Source organism: Alkalihalobacillus sp. AL-G (assembly GCF_030643805.1).
Lineage (GTDB): Bacteria > Bacillota > Bacilli > Bacillales > Fictibacillaceae > Pseudalkalibacillus.
Window position 1 is genome coordinate 1,382,835 of sequence record NZ_CP094656.1, and the last position, 15,050, is coordinate 1,397,884.

Genomic DNA, 15,050 nt, shown 5'->3' on the forward strand with positions numbered 1-15,050 from the left:
TTTAGAAGTATTGCAATGTGTTCGTTATGTAAGAAATGGGGGCTTTTCTGCAATAAAGCCATTCAGAACAGTTTAAAAACGATCTTCAACAATCGGGCGCGTTTCTGAAATAAGGATAGCATCTTTATTATGTGCCCCAAAGGTTATGAGACTACCCTGAAAATCGTTTTTCTTAGATTGTTGAAGAACTTAAGTATGAAATTTACTCTTTATGAGCATAATAGAATTAAGATTAAGTGGTTCATAACCTGGGAGAGTGAATGGCCATGCTATTATCTGAAGCTTGGGAGAAGTATCAACTTGATAAGAAAATCGAAGGGTATTCAGCTTTAACATTGAAAACCTATTGCTTTCAATACAATCTGTTATTAAGATTTTTTGGCAATATTGATATGAGTGAATTTACTACAGAAAAACTCAAAAGCTACTTAATTGAGGCAGGAGAACATTTAAAACCGTCTAGTCTGGGGTATCGTGTTCGTTGTATTCGATCACTTTTTAAATGGACATACGATGAAGGGTTCATTTCCAAGAATCCAGCTGCAAAATTGAAAGAACCTAAGCTGGGCAAAAGGATCCCAAAATTCCTTTCAGAGCTCGAAATAGAACATCTCAGAGAAGCTTGCCATACTTCCATGGAAAATGCATTATTTGAATTTTTTTATTCTACCGGATGCCGTATTGGAGAAGTTGTAAAACTCAATCGGGATGATATTAACTTCACTACGAATTCCGTTATTGTACATGGAAAAGGAGATAAGGAAAGAGAAGTGTATTTTAATACTCGATGCTCCTTGTGGTTGAAAAGATATTTAGATGAACGGAATGATGAGGAGCCATGCCTGTTTATCACCGAAAGAAGGCCCAAAAGACGTATGAGTATTGACCTTATGAGATATATCATTAAGCGTATATCAAGTCGTGCTGGAATAAAGAAGAGTATTCACCCGCATCAATTACGACATAGTTATGCGACTCACATGATCAACAACGGGGCACCTCTTGAAGTCATTCAGAGCTTACTTGGTCACGAGAAAAGTGAAACCACGAAGATATACGCCCACCTAAGTGGAAAACTGAGACATGATTTCTATAGCAAATATTTCTAGGTAAGCACGTTCTTCATGGAGCGAGCTTTTTTCATATTTAATGGAATTAAAAGATTGAGTTATATACCGAGTTTTGAAATAATTGGTATTAAGTTAAAGGGCAGTTATCAGGAATAAAAATACGCCGATTTCTTGAAGTCTTGTATTATGGAGGGTGACGAATATGAAAAAATATTTGCCTTTACTAACTGTTTTACTAGCTATACTAATAGGATGTCAAAATGAAACAGTTAAAGATGAAAATTGGGAACCGTCAAGTACATTCAAAACTACCGAGAATAGAGAAATGATAGGAATGGAAAACCGAATTGGTGTCATTTGTACTACTGAATTAAAAAGCAATAGCCCAGCAAAGTGCATGTGGCATTTTTGGGATGATACGTTACAGACATCAAAAGAATATACTGTTAGGGTCGAGGGAATTATGGAAGAAAATAATAAAAAATTCCCCGTTTTAACCCCATTAGATGGAGAGCCTACGTATACCCAAAAATTAGGTTTGATGGGTTCTAATAACGGAGCACCATTCCATCTCCCATCTCGTTTATTGTTTCCCCACAGTGGGGTATGGAAAGTATCTATTTACTTCAATGATGATTATTTTGATTCAATTATATTAGATGTAAAGTAATCACTTATGGGGAAGGTTAATGCGACGTCGTTCTTCCACAAATACTGCATAAGGTTATCGTCTTTCTCTGACTGAAAATTGCGCAGGATTGTTAAGGATAGTTGTAAATGACTTGGGGAAAATACACCTAAATCTATATTTTCAGGTGATGTATATGAGCTATAGAACTTCCCTTTTAATACTTGTATTCAGTATCTTAATTTCTGATATAAGTTTAAGTGCAGCCTTTGCAAATGAAAATGTCAAGCCCAGACCTTATGAAGAGATTTATCCAGAAATCGGCTATAAATCGGTAGAAGAAGCGAAAAGGGAATTTGAACAACATTTTAAGAAAACCTTAAAATTACCGCTAAGAGTTCCTCCAATCGAATTCACACACTATGTCGGAAGATTTAGTGATTTAGAAGGAGAACTAAACGACTCATTTGAAGTGGAATTTATTAGTGATCAATCACCTAAAAATCACTATAAAATCAATGTGAGACCTATAAAGCATAAAATACCGATAAGAGATGATAATGTTTTAAGATTATATAAACTAAAAAACGGAAATGAAGCAGTATATACGAACATTTCAGGTTTTAATGTATTGGTTTTTGAAAGAGGTAGTTGGCAATATATGCTTAGTATAAATAAAAAAGTATCTGATAAGGTTTCCCCCGAAATCTTAGTTCAGATAGCGAATTCAATTGATTATTCTACTGAGATAAAAAATTAGTTGTTAAACTAAAGGGAGCTTATCCGAAATAATCTGTATCCCTTGTAAAGGACAATTTTAAAAAAGGCTAGGCTGCGTTAAGAAGATGATCTCTGTATTGAACAGGGGTCATCTTTTTCATATTCCATTGGTATCTATAGGAGTTGTAGTATTTAATGGCAGTTTTTACTTCCCGTTTAAGATCTTTCAGTGTTTTACAGGATTTTATTTCAGCTAAATCTTTGAAATGACCAAAAAAGGATTCCTGTGGGGCGTTGTCCCAACAATTCCCCCTTCTGGACATGGACTGGCCCAGTCGATGTTTCTTCACCAACTTTTGATATACAGGGCTGGTATAATGACTCCCTTGATCAGAATGGATGTAGGCTCCTTTAGCCAGTTTAACCTTCCTATTCTTCTTTAACTTCTTAAGCGTGTCCATAGCGATGTCGAGCGTAATTCGATCCGAAACATTATGGGCCAATACTTCATTGGTAGAGGCATCTATAATGGTTGATAAATAAGCCCTTTCCCCTTTCCCCTTTCCCGAAGTAGAGATATGTGATGTCTGTAAGCAGCACCTTATAAGGTACTTCCTGTTTGAACTCTCTGTTAAGCTGGTTCGAAACGACTTTGTGCTCCTGGGTGGCTTTCATAATACGCTTGTAAGGATTCGCTCTCCGGATAGGACATACAATGCCATACTTGTTCATGACTCTCCCGATTCTTTTAAGGTTATAGACAATATTAAATTGACCTGCCAGTATCATTTTAATTTGGCGGGCTCCTTTTTTACGGTTCTTAAAGTGAAAGGCTTTGAGAATAACATCCCGGACAACTTCATCCTTTTTCTCTTTTTCCCTTCTTCGCTTTACTTGTTTCGCTGAAAAATAGTTATAGTAGCCTTGACGAGATACGCCTGCCGATTTACAAAGGTAAGTGATCATGTTTTTTAACTTATATTTCTCAATGACGTATCGAATGAGGACGAACTTCTGATCAGCTGATAAGATCAGTTCTTTTTCTTTAGCCCCCTTTCGGCGAACTTTATCTTTTTTAGCAATTCGTTCTCTGCTTTCAATAAATTATTTTCCGCCTCTAACCTTGCATATTTTTCTTCATTGGAAAGTTCTCTTTTCCTTGGTCTTCCTGATTGTCCTCTTCTTGCATCCTGAAGTCCCAGTGCTCCATTTTTACGATAGGCTTTCCCCCACCTTTCAGCAGAACATTTAATACGTCTAGTTCCAATAATCTCTGTATCAAACCCGTACTCTTCAAAAATCTCTCTAGAGAATTTCCCACGTTCCTTTTGAACAATAAACAGCTGCTTGAATTCATCAGTATAGGTGATGGCTTTTGAAGTAACGGACTTAACATAAGGATTTTTTGATAATAGTTCGATCTCTTTTTTTGTGAAGCATTTTTTACTCATGTGTGTTCTCCCATCCCATTTTTCACTCTAATTGTACACAAAAAGACCCTGCAGAGTAGACCTTTTTTAATGTGTCTACTCTACAGGGTACAGTTTAATATTCCAGCACTCCTTTTTTTAATTTTGTTTTAAGCAGTAGTAACAATTTGGAAAGTTACACCAAATTTATCCGTAACATTACCATAAGCAGGACTAAATGGGGTTTCTCCAAGTGGATGATTTACTTGTCTTCCTGCAAGGCTTCAAACATTTGCTTTGACTTTTCCAAGTCCTTACTTGTAATGCATATTGTTAGTTGGTCTCCGGCATGAGTTGTTGTACCTATACAGTCTGAAAATAAAAGTTCTGTTTCACCAACTCATATTGTAATATTTTAAATTCCTTCCAGGAAAAAACCACCATACAAATTTGGTATTATCAAGTGGAATAATCAACATTAAACTTTAACAGAACCTTATTTAAAATGGTGAGCCCGATTTTTCGATTTTATGCTTCTGCATCTCTCCTCCGAGAATTGGAGTAATCTCTTTCGGTGGATTTGCCACAGCACGCCACGAATCTAGATCTTCTTCGGATTGCCAAAATTCAAAATTATTCACACGACCTGGATCCACTGGGTCTGCTGTGATTGCTAGGTCCATACAACCAGGTGCACTCCTTGCTCGTTTTACGAGATCCTCATGAGCCTTCACAACCTCATCACGTTTATTCGGGTCCACCTTAAACCACCCCGCTATAATCACCTTATTGTTTTCCACCATCATTCTCCTTTCAAATAGATTGTTCAATTTTTTAATTTTCACTTTCATTATAATAGTAATATAACACAATTCACTTTGATTATCAAACTAAAAATTGATATAATCAGATTATGAAACGAGAAGAGAACAAATCCCAATGTCCGATAAACTTTACGGTTGAAATATTCGGCGATACTTGGTCGCTACTTATCATCCGCGATATAGCCGCTCTCGGCAAGAAGACTTTTGGAGAATTTTTGGAGTCAGAGGAACGTATCGGTCCGAGCGTTCTGGCGGAACGACTTACTCACCTGGAGAGAAAGGGGATTATAAGAAAAAGGCCAAGCGAAAGCGACAAACGGAAGTTTATTTACTCACTAACCGACAATGGATTGAACGCACTTCCGATCCTGTATGAAATCGCATTTTACGGCTCGCAGCACAGTCCTGATCCAGACGCGCCCGATGTATGGTTCAAATCGCTCGAATATGACAAACAGGAGGTTATCCGGTTATGGCGTGATGCGATTCAAGCAGGAAGTTCTTTTTTCCTTGGACCGGATAGTGTAGTAAAAAGATTAGGACTAGAATAGTTATGAGTGGAATATATAATCAAACCATACACAAATTAAACGATGAAATAAAGTCTTCTCATTAGCATAAAAAGTCTAATGAGAAGGCTTTTTGCTTTTTTATGTGGTCAAAATATGGTCAATTCGTTGTCCTGTATATCTCCATTAGTTACTCTAAAGAAATATAAATTCTGATTTTTATATTGTCACTTGAACAGGTCCAAGAACTGTTGATAGCTAATTAAATCAGTAGTTTTGTACTACGAAAGTTGAGTAATTTAATATATAAATTTTTATTCAATTGTAGATCTGTCTAAAAACAATCTTCAACAATCGGGCGCGTTAATGGAGAAAAAAAGAGCTCAAATTCTCTATTTTAATACAGAAGAATTAGGCCATTTATATTGGAAATTCCATGACATTTTAAATCCGCATTTACTTTGACGCTACCATAAGGGGAAAAATAATATTTTTTTGGATGTGGACATCATCATTTCCGTTATTGGCAATACGTTCCACTATTCTAATATCTATTTCTAATGTTTTGAGTTAAATAGCGGAATCAGTGACCTCCAAACCCAAGAAAAAGCAAGAATGTACGGAAATCTAGCGGATCTATGTCCGCTAGATTTCCATTTAAGGAGTCATTTCTCTTGTCTATACTTTACTTAAATTTACTTCCTTGTAATTCACTATTACACAGGGGATATTTCATCTTTCTCTTTCTTGAGAAAACATTCCTGTTTTTCTTATCACATTGAATGACAGTGCAAACAATATTAAAGCTATGACTGGATGAATGGCTCCTAAACCTGGAATATGAATGCTAATATATTGAAGTGGAACGATAAGAACGAATAATCCTACACTTTGCCACCGAATAGGTTTAGGAAGATTTCCGGTAAAGGATAAAATCAACATTACGATTGGTATTAACTGAAACCAAACTACAAACGTAGTATGATGCGTCCAATGAGAGGGATTGTCAAAAATGGCCATGCCAGCTAAGAATGTTTGAATAACAACACAGACGGTAAATGCACATGCTGAGACCAGGAAAGCTATTCTCGAAACTTGTACACGGTTGTTGGAATGATTTTCGGTATCCAATATATATTTACCTACCTTTTCATTATTTGTGGTGTAAGAGATAGTCCCCGCATTCTTTCCCTATTTTTTAGAAGAACTAAGTCGTGGCTACGGTCTACCTCATTTTGGAGAGTAAAAGATTTAATTAATCTTTTTAGGACGTTTAAAAAAAGCGATCAGACGGCCATCATGAGGAACAACAGATGTAAGTTCCCATCCTTGCCTTCCCCATCGAGAAAGGGCATGATCCAGATTACTTACCTCTGTTGCATCTTGGTTCGAATGTAAATAATCGCTTAAGCCATTTTCCGCACTATATTCCCATCTTTGTATGGATTCGTCATTTATATCTCGGTGCACCACACCGCGAAACCTTTTATTTAGTCGTATAGAAGCATTAGAAATCATCTCTATAATTGCATCTTTATCTGTTTCTTCTATGGCAAAAAAATTTGGAGCCAAAGGAACATCAAACTTTGTATGAGAATGAAAGACCCTTACAACAAGTGTTCCGATAGGGGTTTGATCCTTATTCTTTACTACACACCACATACACCTTTCACGTTCCTCAGGCGGTCCCCAGTGTTCGATTGAATTAGGAAGAACAAAGCCAGGGTTTAAGATAAAACCAGCATTCGTCATTTCATCAAAGATTGGAGTCATTAACTTTTTGAGATAAATACCATACGTAGCCTCACCTATGTCGTCGAACTTAGCTAATAGTTCATTATAGTTTATTTGTATAACAGATTTCCAATGTTGCTGTAAATATTGATTGATAGACTTTGCCATACTCTGAACTGTCATTTCTTCGGTTTGGCTAAAAAGTTTATTTTCTTCATTCATTCTCTCAAAACTCCTTTATTCTTAAATTCTTACTATACAAAGTGCTCCCGCTTATTATTCTTCGATGCCCATTCCCCCAACACACTGTATACTTAAACAACATGTTGTTATGTTATCATTGTATTTGTCATTATTTGCTATTACAACCGATGATTACGGTGGAAATGTTGCTTAGACAACAAATAAACCCTTTTTATATTGAAAAATCGGAGAAAATAAACAAAAGGAGGCACATTGTTGTTATGAAAAAAACAATCGATCCCCGCATAAAAAAAACACGACGCTATTTAAAAGAAGCATTGCTTTCTCTTATTAAACAAAAAGGATTTGATGCCATCACGGTACGTGATTTAACCCAAGAGGCAGACATTAATCGTGCTACGTTTTACCAGCATTACCAGGATAAATTTGATCTGCTCGATCAGACCATCGACGATATGCTATTATCCATGGCAACATATGTAGCACCAAAAAGTATGGGGGAATTTACGGAGAATAAAGATTCCAGTCCGGTTTTTGAGAGGCTGTTTCAATTTATCTATGAGAACGCCTTCTTTTTTCAAGTGATGATGGGAGAAAAAGGTGTTCCTTCTTTTCAACATCGTATGCTGAAGATCATCCAACAATTTATGAATGAAAGAATAGATCAGCTCCATCCACATCCTGAAAAAATGAATGTTCCTAAAGAGGTCCTCATTCATTATATTTCCTTTGCAAATCTCGGGTTGATCACCTATTGGTTAGAAAATGATATGAAATATTCGGCAAAATATATGGCAAAACATTTATCTGAATTATCGGTGAGGGGTCTTTTATACGTAGCGAAATTTGAGTGAAAAGGAGGTCCCTTACAATAAAATGGTCCATTAATATCACATTCATTTGTTGTTTTGCCTATTAGCGAAGACTTTAGTTTGTGCTGCAGTGGAATCGTTATGGTTTGAGGATAGTATTAGGTATGGACTCAGTGTTTGCTAAACTCATGAGAGAACAGAATTTATTTATATAATGGATCCATATCCACAAAACAGGGATTCATTATAAAGGTTATCTTTTTCATAAGTAGCCTTATCTGTAAGATTAGCGCCGGCATCCATCCTATAACGATCTTCAACGGACGCTATTGTGGAGTAACAAATAAATTTAAACGACTTTATTATTTTAAGTGAAGTGAAGTATTTTACATCAAAAATTAAATAGTTTGAGGTTTTAAAATTAAACAACTTTATTTTCAATTTACAGGTAGGACAATGATTTCTATGTTGTAAAATGATAAAATACAAACAACATTGAACTATACGGAAAAGGTGTTTTTAAAATGGAGAAAATAATCGTAGTTGGAGCAGGGATCCTTGGGGCGTCCACCGCTTATCATCTTGTAAAAGGAGGGGCGGACGTTACATTAGTTGATCGTAATGACGTTGGACAAGCGACTGAAGCGGCAGCAGGAATTGTCTGCCCTTGGCTTTCGCAGCGGCGGAACAAGGCCTGGTATCGACTCGTAAAAGGTGGAGCAAGATACTATCCGGAATTGATGGGGAAGTTAGAGGCCGATGGTGAAACGGAAACGGGCTATAGCCGGGTCGGTGCAATCAGTTTACATACCGATGAGAAAAAATTAGATAAGATGGTAGAGCGAGCATTGAAACGCCACAAAGATGCACCAGAGATCGGGGAAATTACACGCTTATCACCTGCTGAAACAAAGGCATTGTTCCCGCCGCTATCCGAGGAATATGGTTCCGTTCATGTAAGTGGAGCGGCTCGTGTGAATGGTGGGGCATTGCGTAAGTCTCTTATTACTGCTGCTAAAAAGAACGGTGCAACAATTTTAAAGGGGAATGCCAAGCTTGTCCATGAAGGTACGCGAGTGACAGGTGTGGTAATGAACGGGGAGACCTTATCTGCAGATCAAGTTGTCATAACGACAGGTGCATGGGGAAGTGAGCTCCTGCAGCCATTAGGTGTAACGTTCTTAGTATCCTATCAGAAAGCGCAAATCGTTCATCTCGATATTCCGAACTCATCTACGAATGAATGGCCGGTTGTGATGCCACCAAATGATCAGTATTTACTCACGTTTGAAGGTGGACGAGTAGTCGTTGGCGCAACCCATGAAAATGAGGTAGGGCTTGATTGCCGTGTTACTGCGGGTGGTGTGTATGAAATTTTAGACAAAGCTTTGAAGGTAGCACCGGGCCTAATGAATAGCACGATGCTCGAAGCAAAGGTTGGCTTTCGGCCGTTTACTCCTGGCTTTCTCCCGGTAATTGGTGCTGTACCAGAGTTTGAAGGGTTGTTGGTTGCAAACGGTTTAGGTGCGTCAGGATTAACAAGCGGGCCTTATTTAGGTGCTGAACTTGCAAAGCTGGCACTTGGAAAAGAACTGGAGCTAAATCTTGAGGATTATGATGTGGTCGGAGCAATTGGAAAAGTAGATTAAAAGAACAAAAAATTTTAATGAACTAAATATTATTAGATTTTTGGGCAAAATAATCCTTGATTAATCAGGCTTGAAAATATGTGTGATCGAGGATGGGATGTCCTATGACTAGTTTATTAATGAAAATCATTGCTTGTCCCGTTGCTGTCATCATTGCGATGTTCTTGTTTCCAGGTGTAGACTATGAATCCATGTGGCAGCCGATAATCGTTGGATTGATTCTTGCAGTAGCAGGGGTTTTCATGGAGTATCTGATATTGAGACAAGGGACATTTTGGTTCAGTATCATTGCTGACTTTGTAGCGTCAGTTGTCATTGTGTATTTTGTTTCTAATTTGCTTTGGGTTCCTTCGGTAACACTCCTTGGGGCGGTATTAACAGGTGTTTTGTTGGCTGGAATGGAATATTTCACCCATCGATTTTTACTTTCGAGCGGAAAAGCGCAAAAGACACCAGCCTAAGTTCACATTAAATCAGTGTATTCCCCAATCGGATTGTTTTCCGATTGGGAACATATACCCCCTTTTTCATGAGTAAGGAATTCCTTCCTTAGATACCGTATACCCCGATTGTACAATTGTGTTTACAATTTGTTCCTCTTTAAGGTTTTGATCATTGTATTCAATTTTAACTAACCCGCTTTTGTAATCTGCAAGCGCTCTTTCAACTCCACCAAGCTTAGATAGTGCATTTTCCACGGTTTCAACGCATTCTTCACATTTCATCCCATTGACATGCAATGATAAATCACTCATATGAATTAGCCTCCTTGTTTCTTGTATTATCCATCTGATTCGATATAATAAACTAAAATGAGAAAAATTAAGTTCTTCCTTACTAGTTGGAAACTTTTTCCGAATAATGGATACATAATTGGGGAAATTATTGTAAAAAGGAGGTTGAAGATGAAACATCTAAGAGCTTTGTTAATAAAATTCATCATGGTTACTGCAGTTCTGTACATCGTTTTAGGACTGGTATATGGGGTAACATTCGGAGATATTTTGGGTATCAGCCTTTTTGTTACGGTCGCAGCTTACTTGATTGGTGATTTATTCATTTTACCGAGATATGGAAATGCAGTTGCCACTTTAGCTGACTTTGGCCTGGCTTATCTCGGGATTTGGTTGGTTGGGGGTGCGTTTATTGAAGTTGATTTTCCATTAGGATTAGCTTCATTTTATGCGACAATCGGGATTGTAGTAGGTGAATGGTTTTTCCATAAATATATGCTGTCACAAATATTACCTGATGAAGACCCTGATCGAAACCGGGAACTCGTACCGAGAGAACGCTTTGTTACAGAATTTGCAGAAGAACCAGATGGTCCCGACACGAGTATTGATAAAATCGAACAACGTGATAAGGATTAGATTAAAGGAAAAGTGTCTATAGCTAGGCACTTTTTTGTTTCCTTAGTCGTTGGCTTTGTCCCAGACTCTTTTTTTCATGATCATGCAAATAACACCAATAAGGATAATGAACACTAAGGTAACTAAAAAGCCTGGGCGTACATCCTTTTCCATAATAGTTCCGCTTATAGCTGTAAGAATTAAAAGGATGCCTATAACTGAAGCGAGTTTATCCCATAGCTTGATTTGAAGGATTTTATAGGCGGAAATTATGATGAAGAACCAGTTATACAAAATTAAGATGCCTGCGGCAGTCGTAATATACTCATAAATTTTTTCTGGAAGTAAAAGTGCTGTAATGACCGACCCCAATAATCCAGCAGCACCCAGACCTAACGAAGGAAGAGGCAAGTCTTTAAACCATTTGATTTTTTTAGAAAAAGCAGAAGGAGCATCTCCATCCTTTGCCATTGTGACTAGAAGGGTGGTGACTCCGTATAATGCTGCCGTCATTGTTGAAAACCCAGCGATAATTATAGCCCCGTTAAAAACGTGCGGAAAAAAGGGTAACTGATAGGAAGACAGTGCAGTTACAAAAGGGCTTTCTTTCTCAGTGAACGCTTCCAGGGGAACCATTGTTACTGCGAGTCCGAGGGAAATGACATAGATCACCATCAGTAAAGTCAACATGACTTTTCCGGCTTTTGGGGCATCTTCTTTATTTTTGAGCTGTATCGCCAAAAGTCCAATCACTTCAATTCCTCCATAAGCATAGAAAGCATAGATGAGAGAGGACCAAAATCCGATCGGACCCTCAGGAAAGAATTCATTAGTGGAATTAGGGATACCCGGTTGTTCAGTACCCCCGTCCACCCATCCAAAAAGTGCAACAGTGGCAAGGATAATAAACATGAAAATTGCAGCGGTTTTGATGACGGCAAGGATATCTTCGACCTTATCAAATCCCTTCGTCCCTAACAGAACGACGAAGATCGAAAGCACGGCAAATCCCGCTGCAAAAATCCACAGAGGGACATTTTGGAACCAAAACTTTGAAAGGATTGAAAGAGCGGTCAATTGACTACCCATGATCAGGATATTTGAAAACCAATAGTTCCAACCGCTACTAAAACCAGCCCACCTGCCAAAAGCTTTATGTGCATAGTAACAAAACGATCCTTCTTGAGGATCATCAGCTGTCATTTTTGCAAGTAAATTAAATACGATATACGTTCCGACCGCTGCCAAAATGAATGAGAAGACAATGGAAGGTCCAGTGATCTTTATACCAATGCTTGTACCTAGGAAATAGCCCGTCCCAATCGTGCAGCCAATCCCCATCAAGGATAAGTGCCACCACTTTAAGCTACCCTTATTTCCTTCCTTAACTTTGCTCATCGTAATCCTCCCAATAACAGCTTAGAGACGACTTAATTGGTACCAATAAATATATGTTGTGCGAAATGAAAAGGGTTTATTATAGGAGATAATAAAAGCGGAGGATTATGTAAGGGTCGACTTAATCCAAAAATTTACAGGTGAAATAACCTGTTGAGGTGGCAAAATAATACTATAAAAAGGGTTTTGAGGAAGGAGAAATAAATATATGGATTCAAACCAACCGAGTTTTGATGGTGTTATGGACCAATTGAACAATGCAAAGTTAGCAGTAGAAAGGGCTCAGGAAGACCAGACAGGGTTTACAGAGGCACAACAGCACGTAAAACTAGCGGAGGAAACATTAAATCGAGCGGAACATGATCCATTGTTGAATACAGAAGCTAATAAAAAACAAGTGCAAAAGGCAAAGGATCTATTGAGATTGATTGAGGAAACCAATCAAGCAACCAAGCGGTAAATGCTTTAATTCCCCATATTTTATAGGGTTCGGATTAATAGTATAAGGTAATACATCTTAAAGCTGATGAATACATTTGTACAAGCTACTAAGTTTTTAAGGAGTGAAAGCTTTGAGTGTATTCTTTAGTTATATTTTCCTGGGATTATCTCTTGCTGCGCCCCTTGGTCCGATCAATGCTGCTCAAATTGATCAAGGGATTAAAAATGGCTTTTTTCATTCATGGGTAATCGGTCTAGGTTCCATTGTTGCAGAATTATTTTTTATCATGGCCGTCTTTTTTGGGGTCGTTCATTTTTTAGAGATTCCATTCATGAAATCCTTTTTATGGCTGTTCGGAACTTTCGTATTGATATATACAGGCGTTGAGAGTATTGTTAGTTCGCAAAAGATAGAAGTTAATGACAGCAGAGAGACAAGCTCGTTAAAAAGAACATTCACAACAGGATTTTTAATATCGATAACGAATCCCCTATCTATTTTGTTTTGGCTTGGTATCTATGGTTCGGTATTAGCGAATACGATTACTCGATATGATCAAATTCATTTAGTGTTGTATGGCGGAGCAATTTTAATCGGATTGATGCTATGGGATATTACGATGGCTTGTGTTTCAAGTGGTTTTAGAAAAATCCTTACGGTGCGAATGTTAAAAGGCATTTCGGTTTTATCGGGGTTATGCATGTTTGGATTCGCTTTTTATTTTGCTTTTCAGGCACTTAAATTACTATTTCATTTATAATATTACTTATGACGGTATCCTGGAAATTAAATTCCATATTTTACATTAGCTAGCAGGCTGGATTTATAGTATACTATCCTTTTATACAAATAAGAAGGAGGTTGCTAACATGGCCAAAAAGTCTTTAGTTGTAAAAGGACATAAGCCTCAGAAGTATCAGGTACGTGAATATACCCGATGCGAGCAATGTGGCAGACCACACAGTGTGTTGAGAAAATTCAAGCTATGTCGAATCTGCCTTCGTGAATTTGCTTATAGAGGACAAATACCCGGACTTAAGAAAGCTAGTTGGTAAACAGCATAATATAGATATACCCCCTTTCTCAAAAATGAGGAGGGGGTTGTTTTATTTGTGAAAATTCAATCTAATTTGGCACCCTATTTACGAAAGGGTTTTATCCATAGCTTCAAGCATGATTGTCCAGGCGTTTTCTGACTCACTTTTGTAACCTGCCCAGTCTGGATGTAATTCGTGAATTAAAGTTAGAACAGATCCGTTTTCTACAGGAGCGATATTAATGGAGACCTGATCGAAATCTGGAGATTCTGCCGGGATTCCCCAAGTGAATACAAGACGGTTCGGCTGCTTAATTTCAAGATATTCCCCAGTATGGTCAACTTCCTCGCCATTCCTTTTATCAACAAAAGAAAAATGGCCACCGACACACTGATTGATTTCGACCCGAACTATCTCACCTTTAGGAAACATCCATTCGATCACTTTTTCAGGCTCGAGCCATGCGTCGAAAACTTGTTCTGGTGAGGCATTAAAACGTCGAGTGACACGTGCATTTACATAGGTTTCTGCAGACATCCAATCATCCTTTCTTCCATTGAATCCATTCTTTTAATACAGTATATCGGAGCGTGTTGTCCAGTTCTAGATTATATATTGAACTATCTTTTTTCGTATGTAAAATTAATACTGTAAAAACGAAACAATTTTTTCAATTTTCCCGTCAAACAAAATAGGAGAGGTAAGGGGGAATGGTAAATTGGAAGACACCATACATTTTGTCAATAATGAATCACTCGAAGAAATTATTGAACAACTCATTGATGAATACGGTGATGCAATCAAGAGACTGATATATACATATATCAAGGACTGGAGTATAACTGAGGACGTAACACAAGAGGTATTCATTACATGTTACAACAAATATCATCTTTTTCGTGGAGAATCAAATATAAAAACATGGGTGTATCAAATTGCAGTCAATAAAGCAAAAGATACGTTAAGGCTTAGATCTTATAGACAGTTCAATATCGTTGAGCGCCTTAGGGATAATCTGCATAATGGTGAACCTTCCATAGAAGATCAAGTGATTGAGGAAGATGAAAAGCTTGATTTTTCGAATAAGGTACTATCACTTCCAGTAAAATACCGGGAAGCCATCATCCTTTTTTATTATGAAGACCTAACAATAAGGGAAATAAATGAACTTACGGGAATCAACCAACAAACCATTAAGAGTAGACTTAGAAGAGGAAAATCATTACTCCGAAAGGAAATTGAAGGGAAGTGAGTAATCAATC

Annotated in this window: 18 protein-coding genes and 2 pseudogenes; 12 read left to right on the forward strand and 8 right to left on the reverse strand. The window is 37.6% G+C overall.

The genetic code is table 11. The annotated features are described in order from the left end of the window. Positions 1-266: 266 nt before the first annotated feature. From xerA to MOJ78_RS07080, 3 genes are all read left to right on the forward strand, one after another. Entirely contained in the window at positions 267-1,109 is an 843-nt protein-coding gene (gene xerA, locus MOJ78_RS07070) for a site-specific tyrosine recombinase/integron integrase (protein ID WP_304981200.1), read from the forward strand. 163 nt (positions 1,110-1,272) lie between these two features. Further along, positions 1,273-1,740: a DUF4871 domain-containing protein gene (locus MOJ78_RS07075; protein ID WP_304980488.1), complete on the forward strand. Its 468-nt coding sequence runs from the start codon at positions 1,273-1,275 to the stop codon at positions 1,738-1,740. Between the two features lie 154 nt (positions 1,741-1,894). Continuing rightward, a complete protein-coding gene (locus MOJ78_RS07080) occupies positions 1,895-2,458 on the forward strand; it encodes a hypothetical protein (RefSeq protein WP_304980489.1) in 564 nt (187 codons plus the stop codon). Between the two features lie 67 nt (positions 2,459-2,525). Here the strand turns inward: MOJ78_RS07080 and MOJ78_RS07085 are convergent. From MOJ78_RS07085 to MOJ78_RS07095, 3 genes and pseudogenes are all read right to left on the reverse strand, one after another. Continuing rightward, a pseudogene (locus MOJ78_RS07085) lies at positions 2,526-3,869 on the reverse strand (IS3 family transposase). 128 nt (positions 3,870-3,997) lie between these two features. After that, positions 3,998-4,227: pseudogene (locus MOJ78_RS07090) on the reverse strand (VOC family protein); the annotation flags it as partial. Positions 4,228-4,327: 100 nt separating this feature from the next. After that, positions 4,328-4,627, reverse strand: coding sequence for a putative quinol monooxygenase (locus MOJ78_RS07095; RefSeq protein WP_304980490.1), 300 nt, complete (start codon positions 4,625-4,627; stop codon positions 4,328-4,330). A 113-nt stretch (positions 4,628-4,740) separates the two neighbouring features. Here MOJ78_RS07095 and MOJ78_RS07100 point away from each other — a divergent pair, with 113 nt between their 5' ends. Continuing rightward, positions 4,741-5,202 carry a winged helix-turn-helix transcriptional regulator gene (locus tag MOJ78_RS07100; protein WP_304980491.1) on the forward strand — a complete coding sequence of 154 codons (462 nt, stop codon included), beginning with the start codon at positions 4,741-4,743 and terminating at the stop codon, positions 5,200-5,202. A gap of 690 nt (positions 5,203-5,892) precedes the next feature. Here MOJ78_RS07100 and MOJ78_RS07105 read toward each other — a convergent pair. Together MOJ78_RS07105 and MOJ78_RS07110 are read right to left on the reverse strand one after the other, a co-directional pair. After that, the gene (locus MOJ78_RS07105; protein WP_304980492.1) at positions 5,893-6,291 is read right to left on the reverse strand and encodes a DUF6220 domain-containing protein; all 399 of its coding nucleotides are present in this window, start codon (positions 6,289-6,291) and stop codon (positions 5,893-5,895) included. Positions 6,292-6,411: 120 nt separating this feature from the next. After that, positions 6,412-7,116: a DUF6022 family protein gene (locus MOJ78_RS07110; RefSeq protein WP_304980493.1), complete on the reverse strand. Its 705-nt coding sequence runs from the start codon at positions 7,114-7,116 to the stop codon at positions 6,412-6,414. A gap of 242 nt (positions 7,117-7,358) precedes the next feature. On the opposite strand from MOJ78_RS07110, the gene MOJ78_RS07115 reads away from it, so the two are divergent. From MOJ78_RS07115 to MOJ78_RS07125, 3 genes are all read left to right on the forward strand, one after another. Next, entirely contained in the window at positions 7,359-7,952 is a 594-nt protein-coding gene (locus MOJ78_RS07115; RefSeq protein ID WP_304980494.1) for a TetR/AcrR family transcriptional regulator, read from the forward strand. Between the two features lie 482 nt (positions 7,953-8,434). Then, on the forward strand, positions 8,435-9,559 hold the full coding sequence (locus MOJ78_RS07120) for an NAD(P)/FAD-dependent oxidoreductase (RefSeq protein ID WP_304980495.1): 1,125 nt from the start codon (positions 8,435-8,437) through the stop codon (positions 9,557-9,559). A 104-nt stretch (positions 9,560-9,663) separates the two neighbouring features. Beyond that, a complete protein-coding gene (locus MOJ78_RS07125) occupies positions 9,664-10,020 on the forward strand; it encodes a DUF2512 family protein (RefSeq protein WP_304980496.1) in 357 nt (118 codons plus the stop codon). Between the two features lie 66 nt (positions 10,021-10,086). On the opposite strand, the gene MOJ78_RS07130 is transcribed toward MOJ78_RS07125, so the two are convergent. Next, positions 10,087-10,314: a heavy-metal-associated domain-containing protein gene (locus tag MOJ78_RS07130; protein WP_304980497.1), complete on the reverse strand. Its 228-nt coding sequence runs from the start codon at positions 10,312-10,314 to the stop codon at positions 10,087-10,089. Between the two features lie 150 nt (positions 10,315-10,464). Here MOJ78_RS07130 and MOJ78_RS07135 point away from each other — a divergent pair, with 150 nt between their 5' ends. After that, entirely contained in the window at positions 10,465-10,932 is a 468-nt protein-coding gene (locus tag MOJ78_RS07135; RefSeq protein ID WP_304980498.1) for a YndM family protein, read from the forward strand. A 42-nt stretch (positions 10,933-10,974) separates the two neighbouring features. Here MOJ78_RS07135 and MOJ78_RS07140 read toward each other — a convergent pair whose 3' ends face one another. Then, positions 10,975-12,309 carry an amino acid permease gene (locus MOJ78_RS07140; protein WP_304980499.1) on the reverse strand — a complete coding sequence of 445 codons (1,335 nt, stop codon included), beginning with the start codon at positions 12,307-12,309 and terminating at the stop codon, positions 10,975-10,977. 208 nt (positions 12,310-12,517) lie between these two features. Between MOJ78_RS07140 and MOJ78_RS07145 the strand changes: the two genes are divergently transcribed. From MOJ78_RS07145 to MOJ78_RS07155, 3 genes are all read left to right on the forward strand, one after another. Further along, complete coding sequence (locus MOJ78_RS07145) at positions 12,518-12,769, forward strand: hypothetical protein (protein WP_304980500.1); 252 nt, start codon at positions 12,518-12,520, stop codon at positions 12,767-12,769. A 112-nt stretch (positions 12,770-12,881) separates the two neighbouring features. After that, complete coding sequence (locus MOJ78_RS07150; RefSeq protein WP_304980501.1) at positions 12,882-13,511, forward strand: LysE family transporter; 630 nt, start codon at positions 12,882-12,884, stop codon at positions 13,509-13,511. A 109-nt stretch (positions 13,512-13,620) separates the two neighbouring features. Beyond that, a complete protein-coding gene (locus MOJ78_RS07155) occupies positions 13,621-13,806 on the forward strand; it encodes a type Z 30S ribosomal protein S14 (protein ID WP_304980502.1) in 186 nt (61 codons plus the stop codon). Positions 13,807-13,893: 87 nt separating this feature from the next. Here the strand turns inward: MOJ78_RS07155 and MOJ78_RS07160 are convergent, their stop codons facing one another. Further along, a complete protein-coding gene (locus tag MOJ78_RS07160; RefSeq protein ID WP_304980503.1) occupies positions 13,894-14,325 on the reverse strand; it encodes an SRPBCC family protein in 432 nt (143 codons plus the stop codon). Between the two features lie 181 nt (positions 14,326-14,506). On the opposite strand from MOJ78_RS07160, the gene MOJ78_RS07165 reads away from it, so the two are divergent. After that, a complete protein-coding gene (locus MOJ78_RS07165) occupies positions 14,507-15,040 on the forward strand; it encodes a sigma-70 family RNA polymerase sigma factor (RefSeq protein ID WP_304980504.1) in 534 nt (177 codons plus the stop codon). Positions 15,041-15,050: the final 10 nt, after the last annotated feature.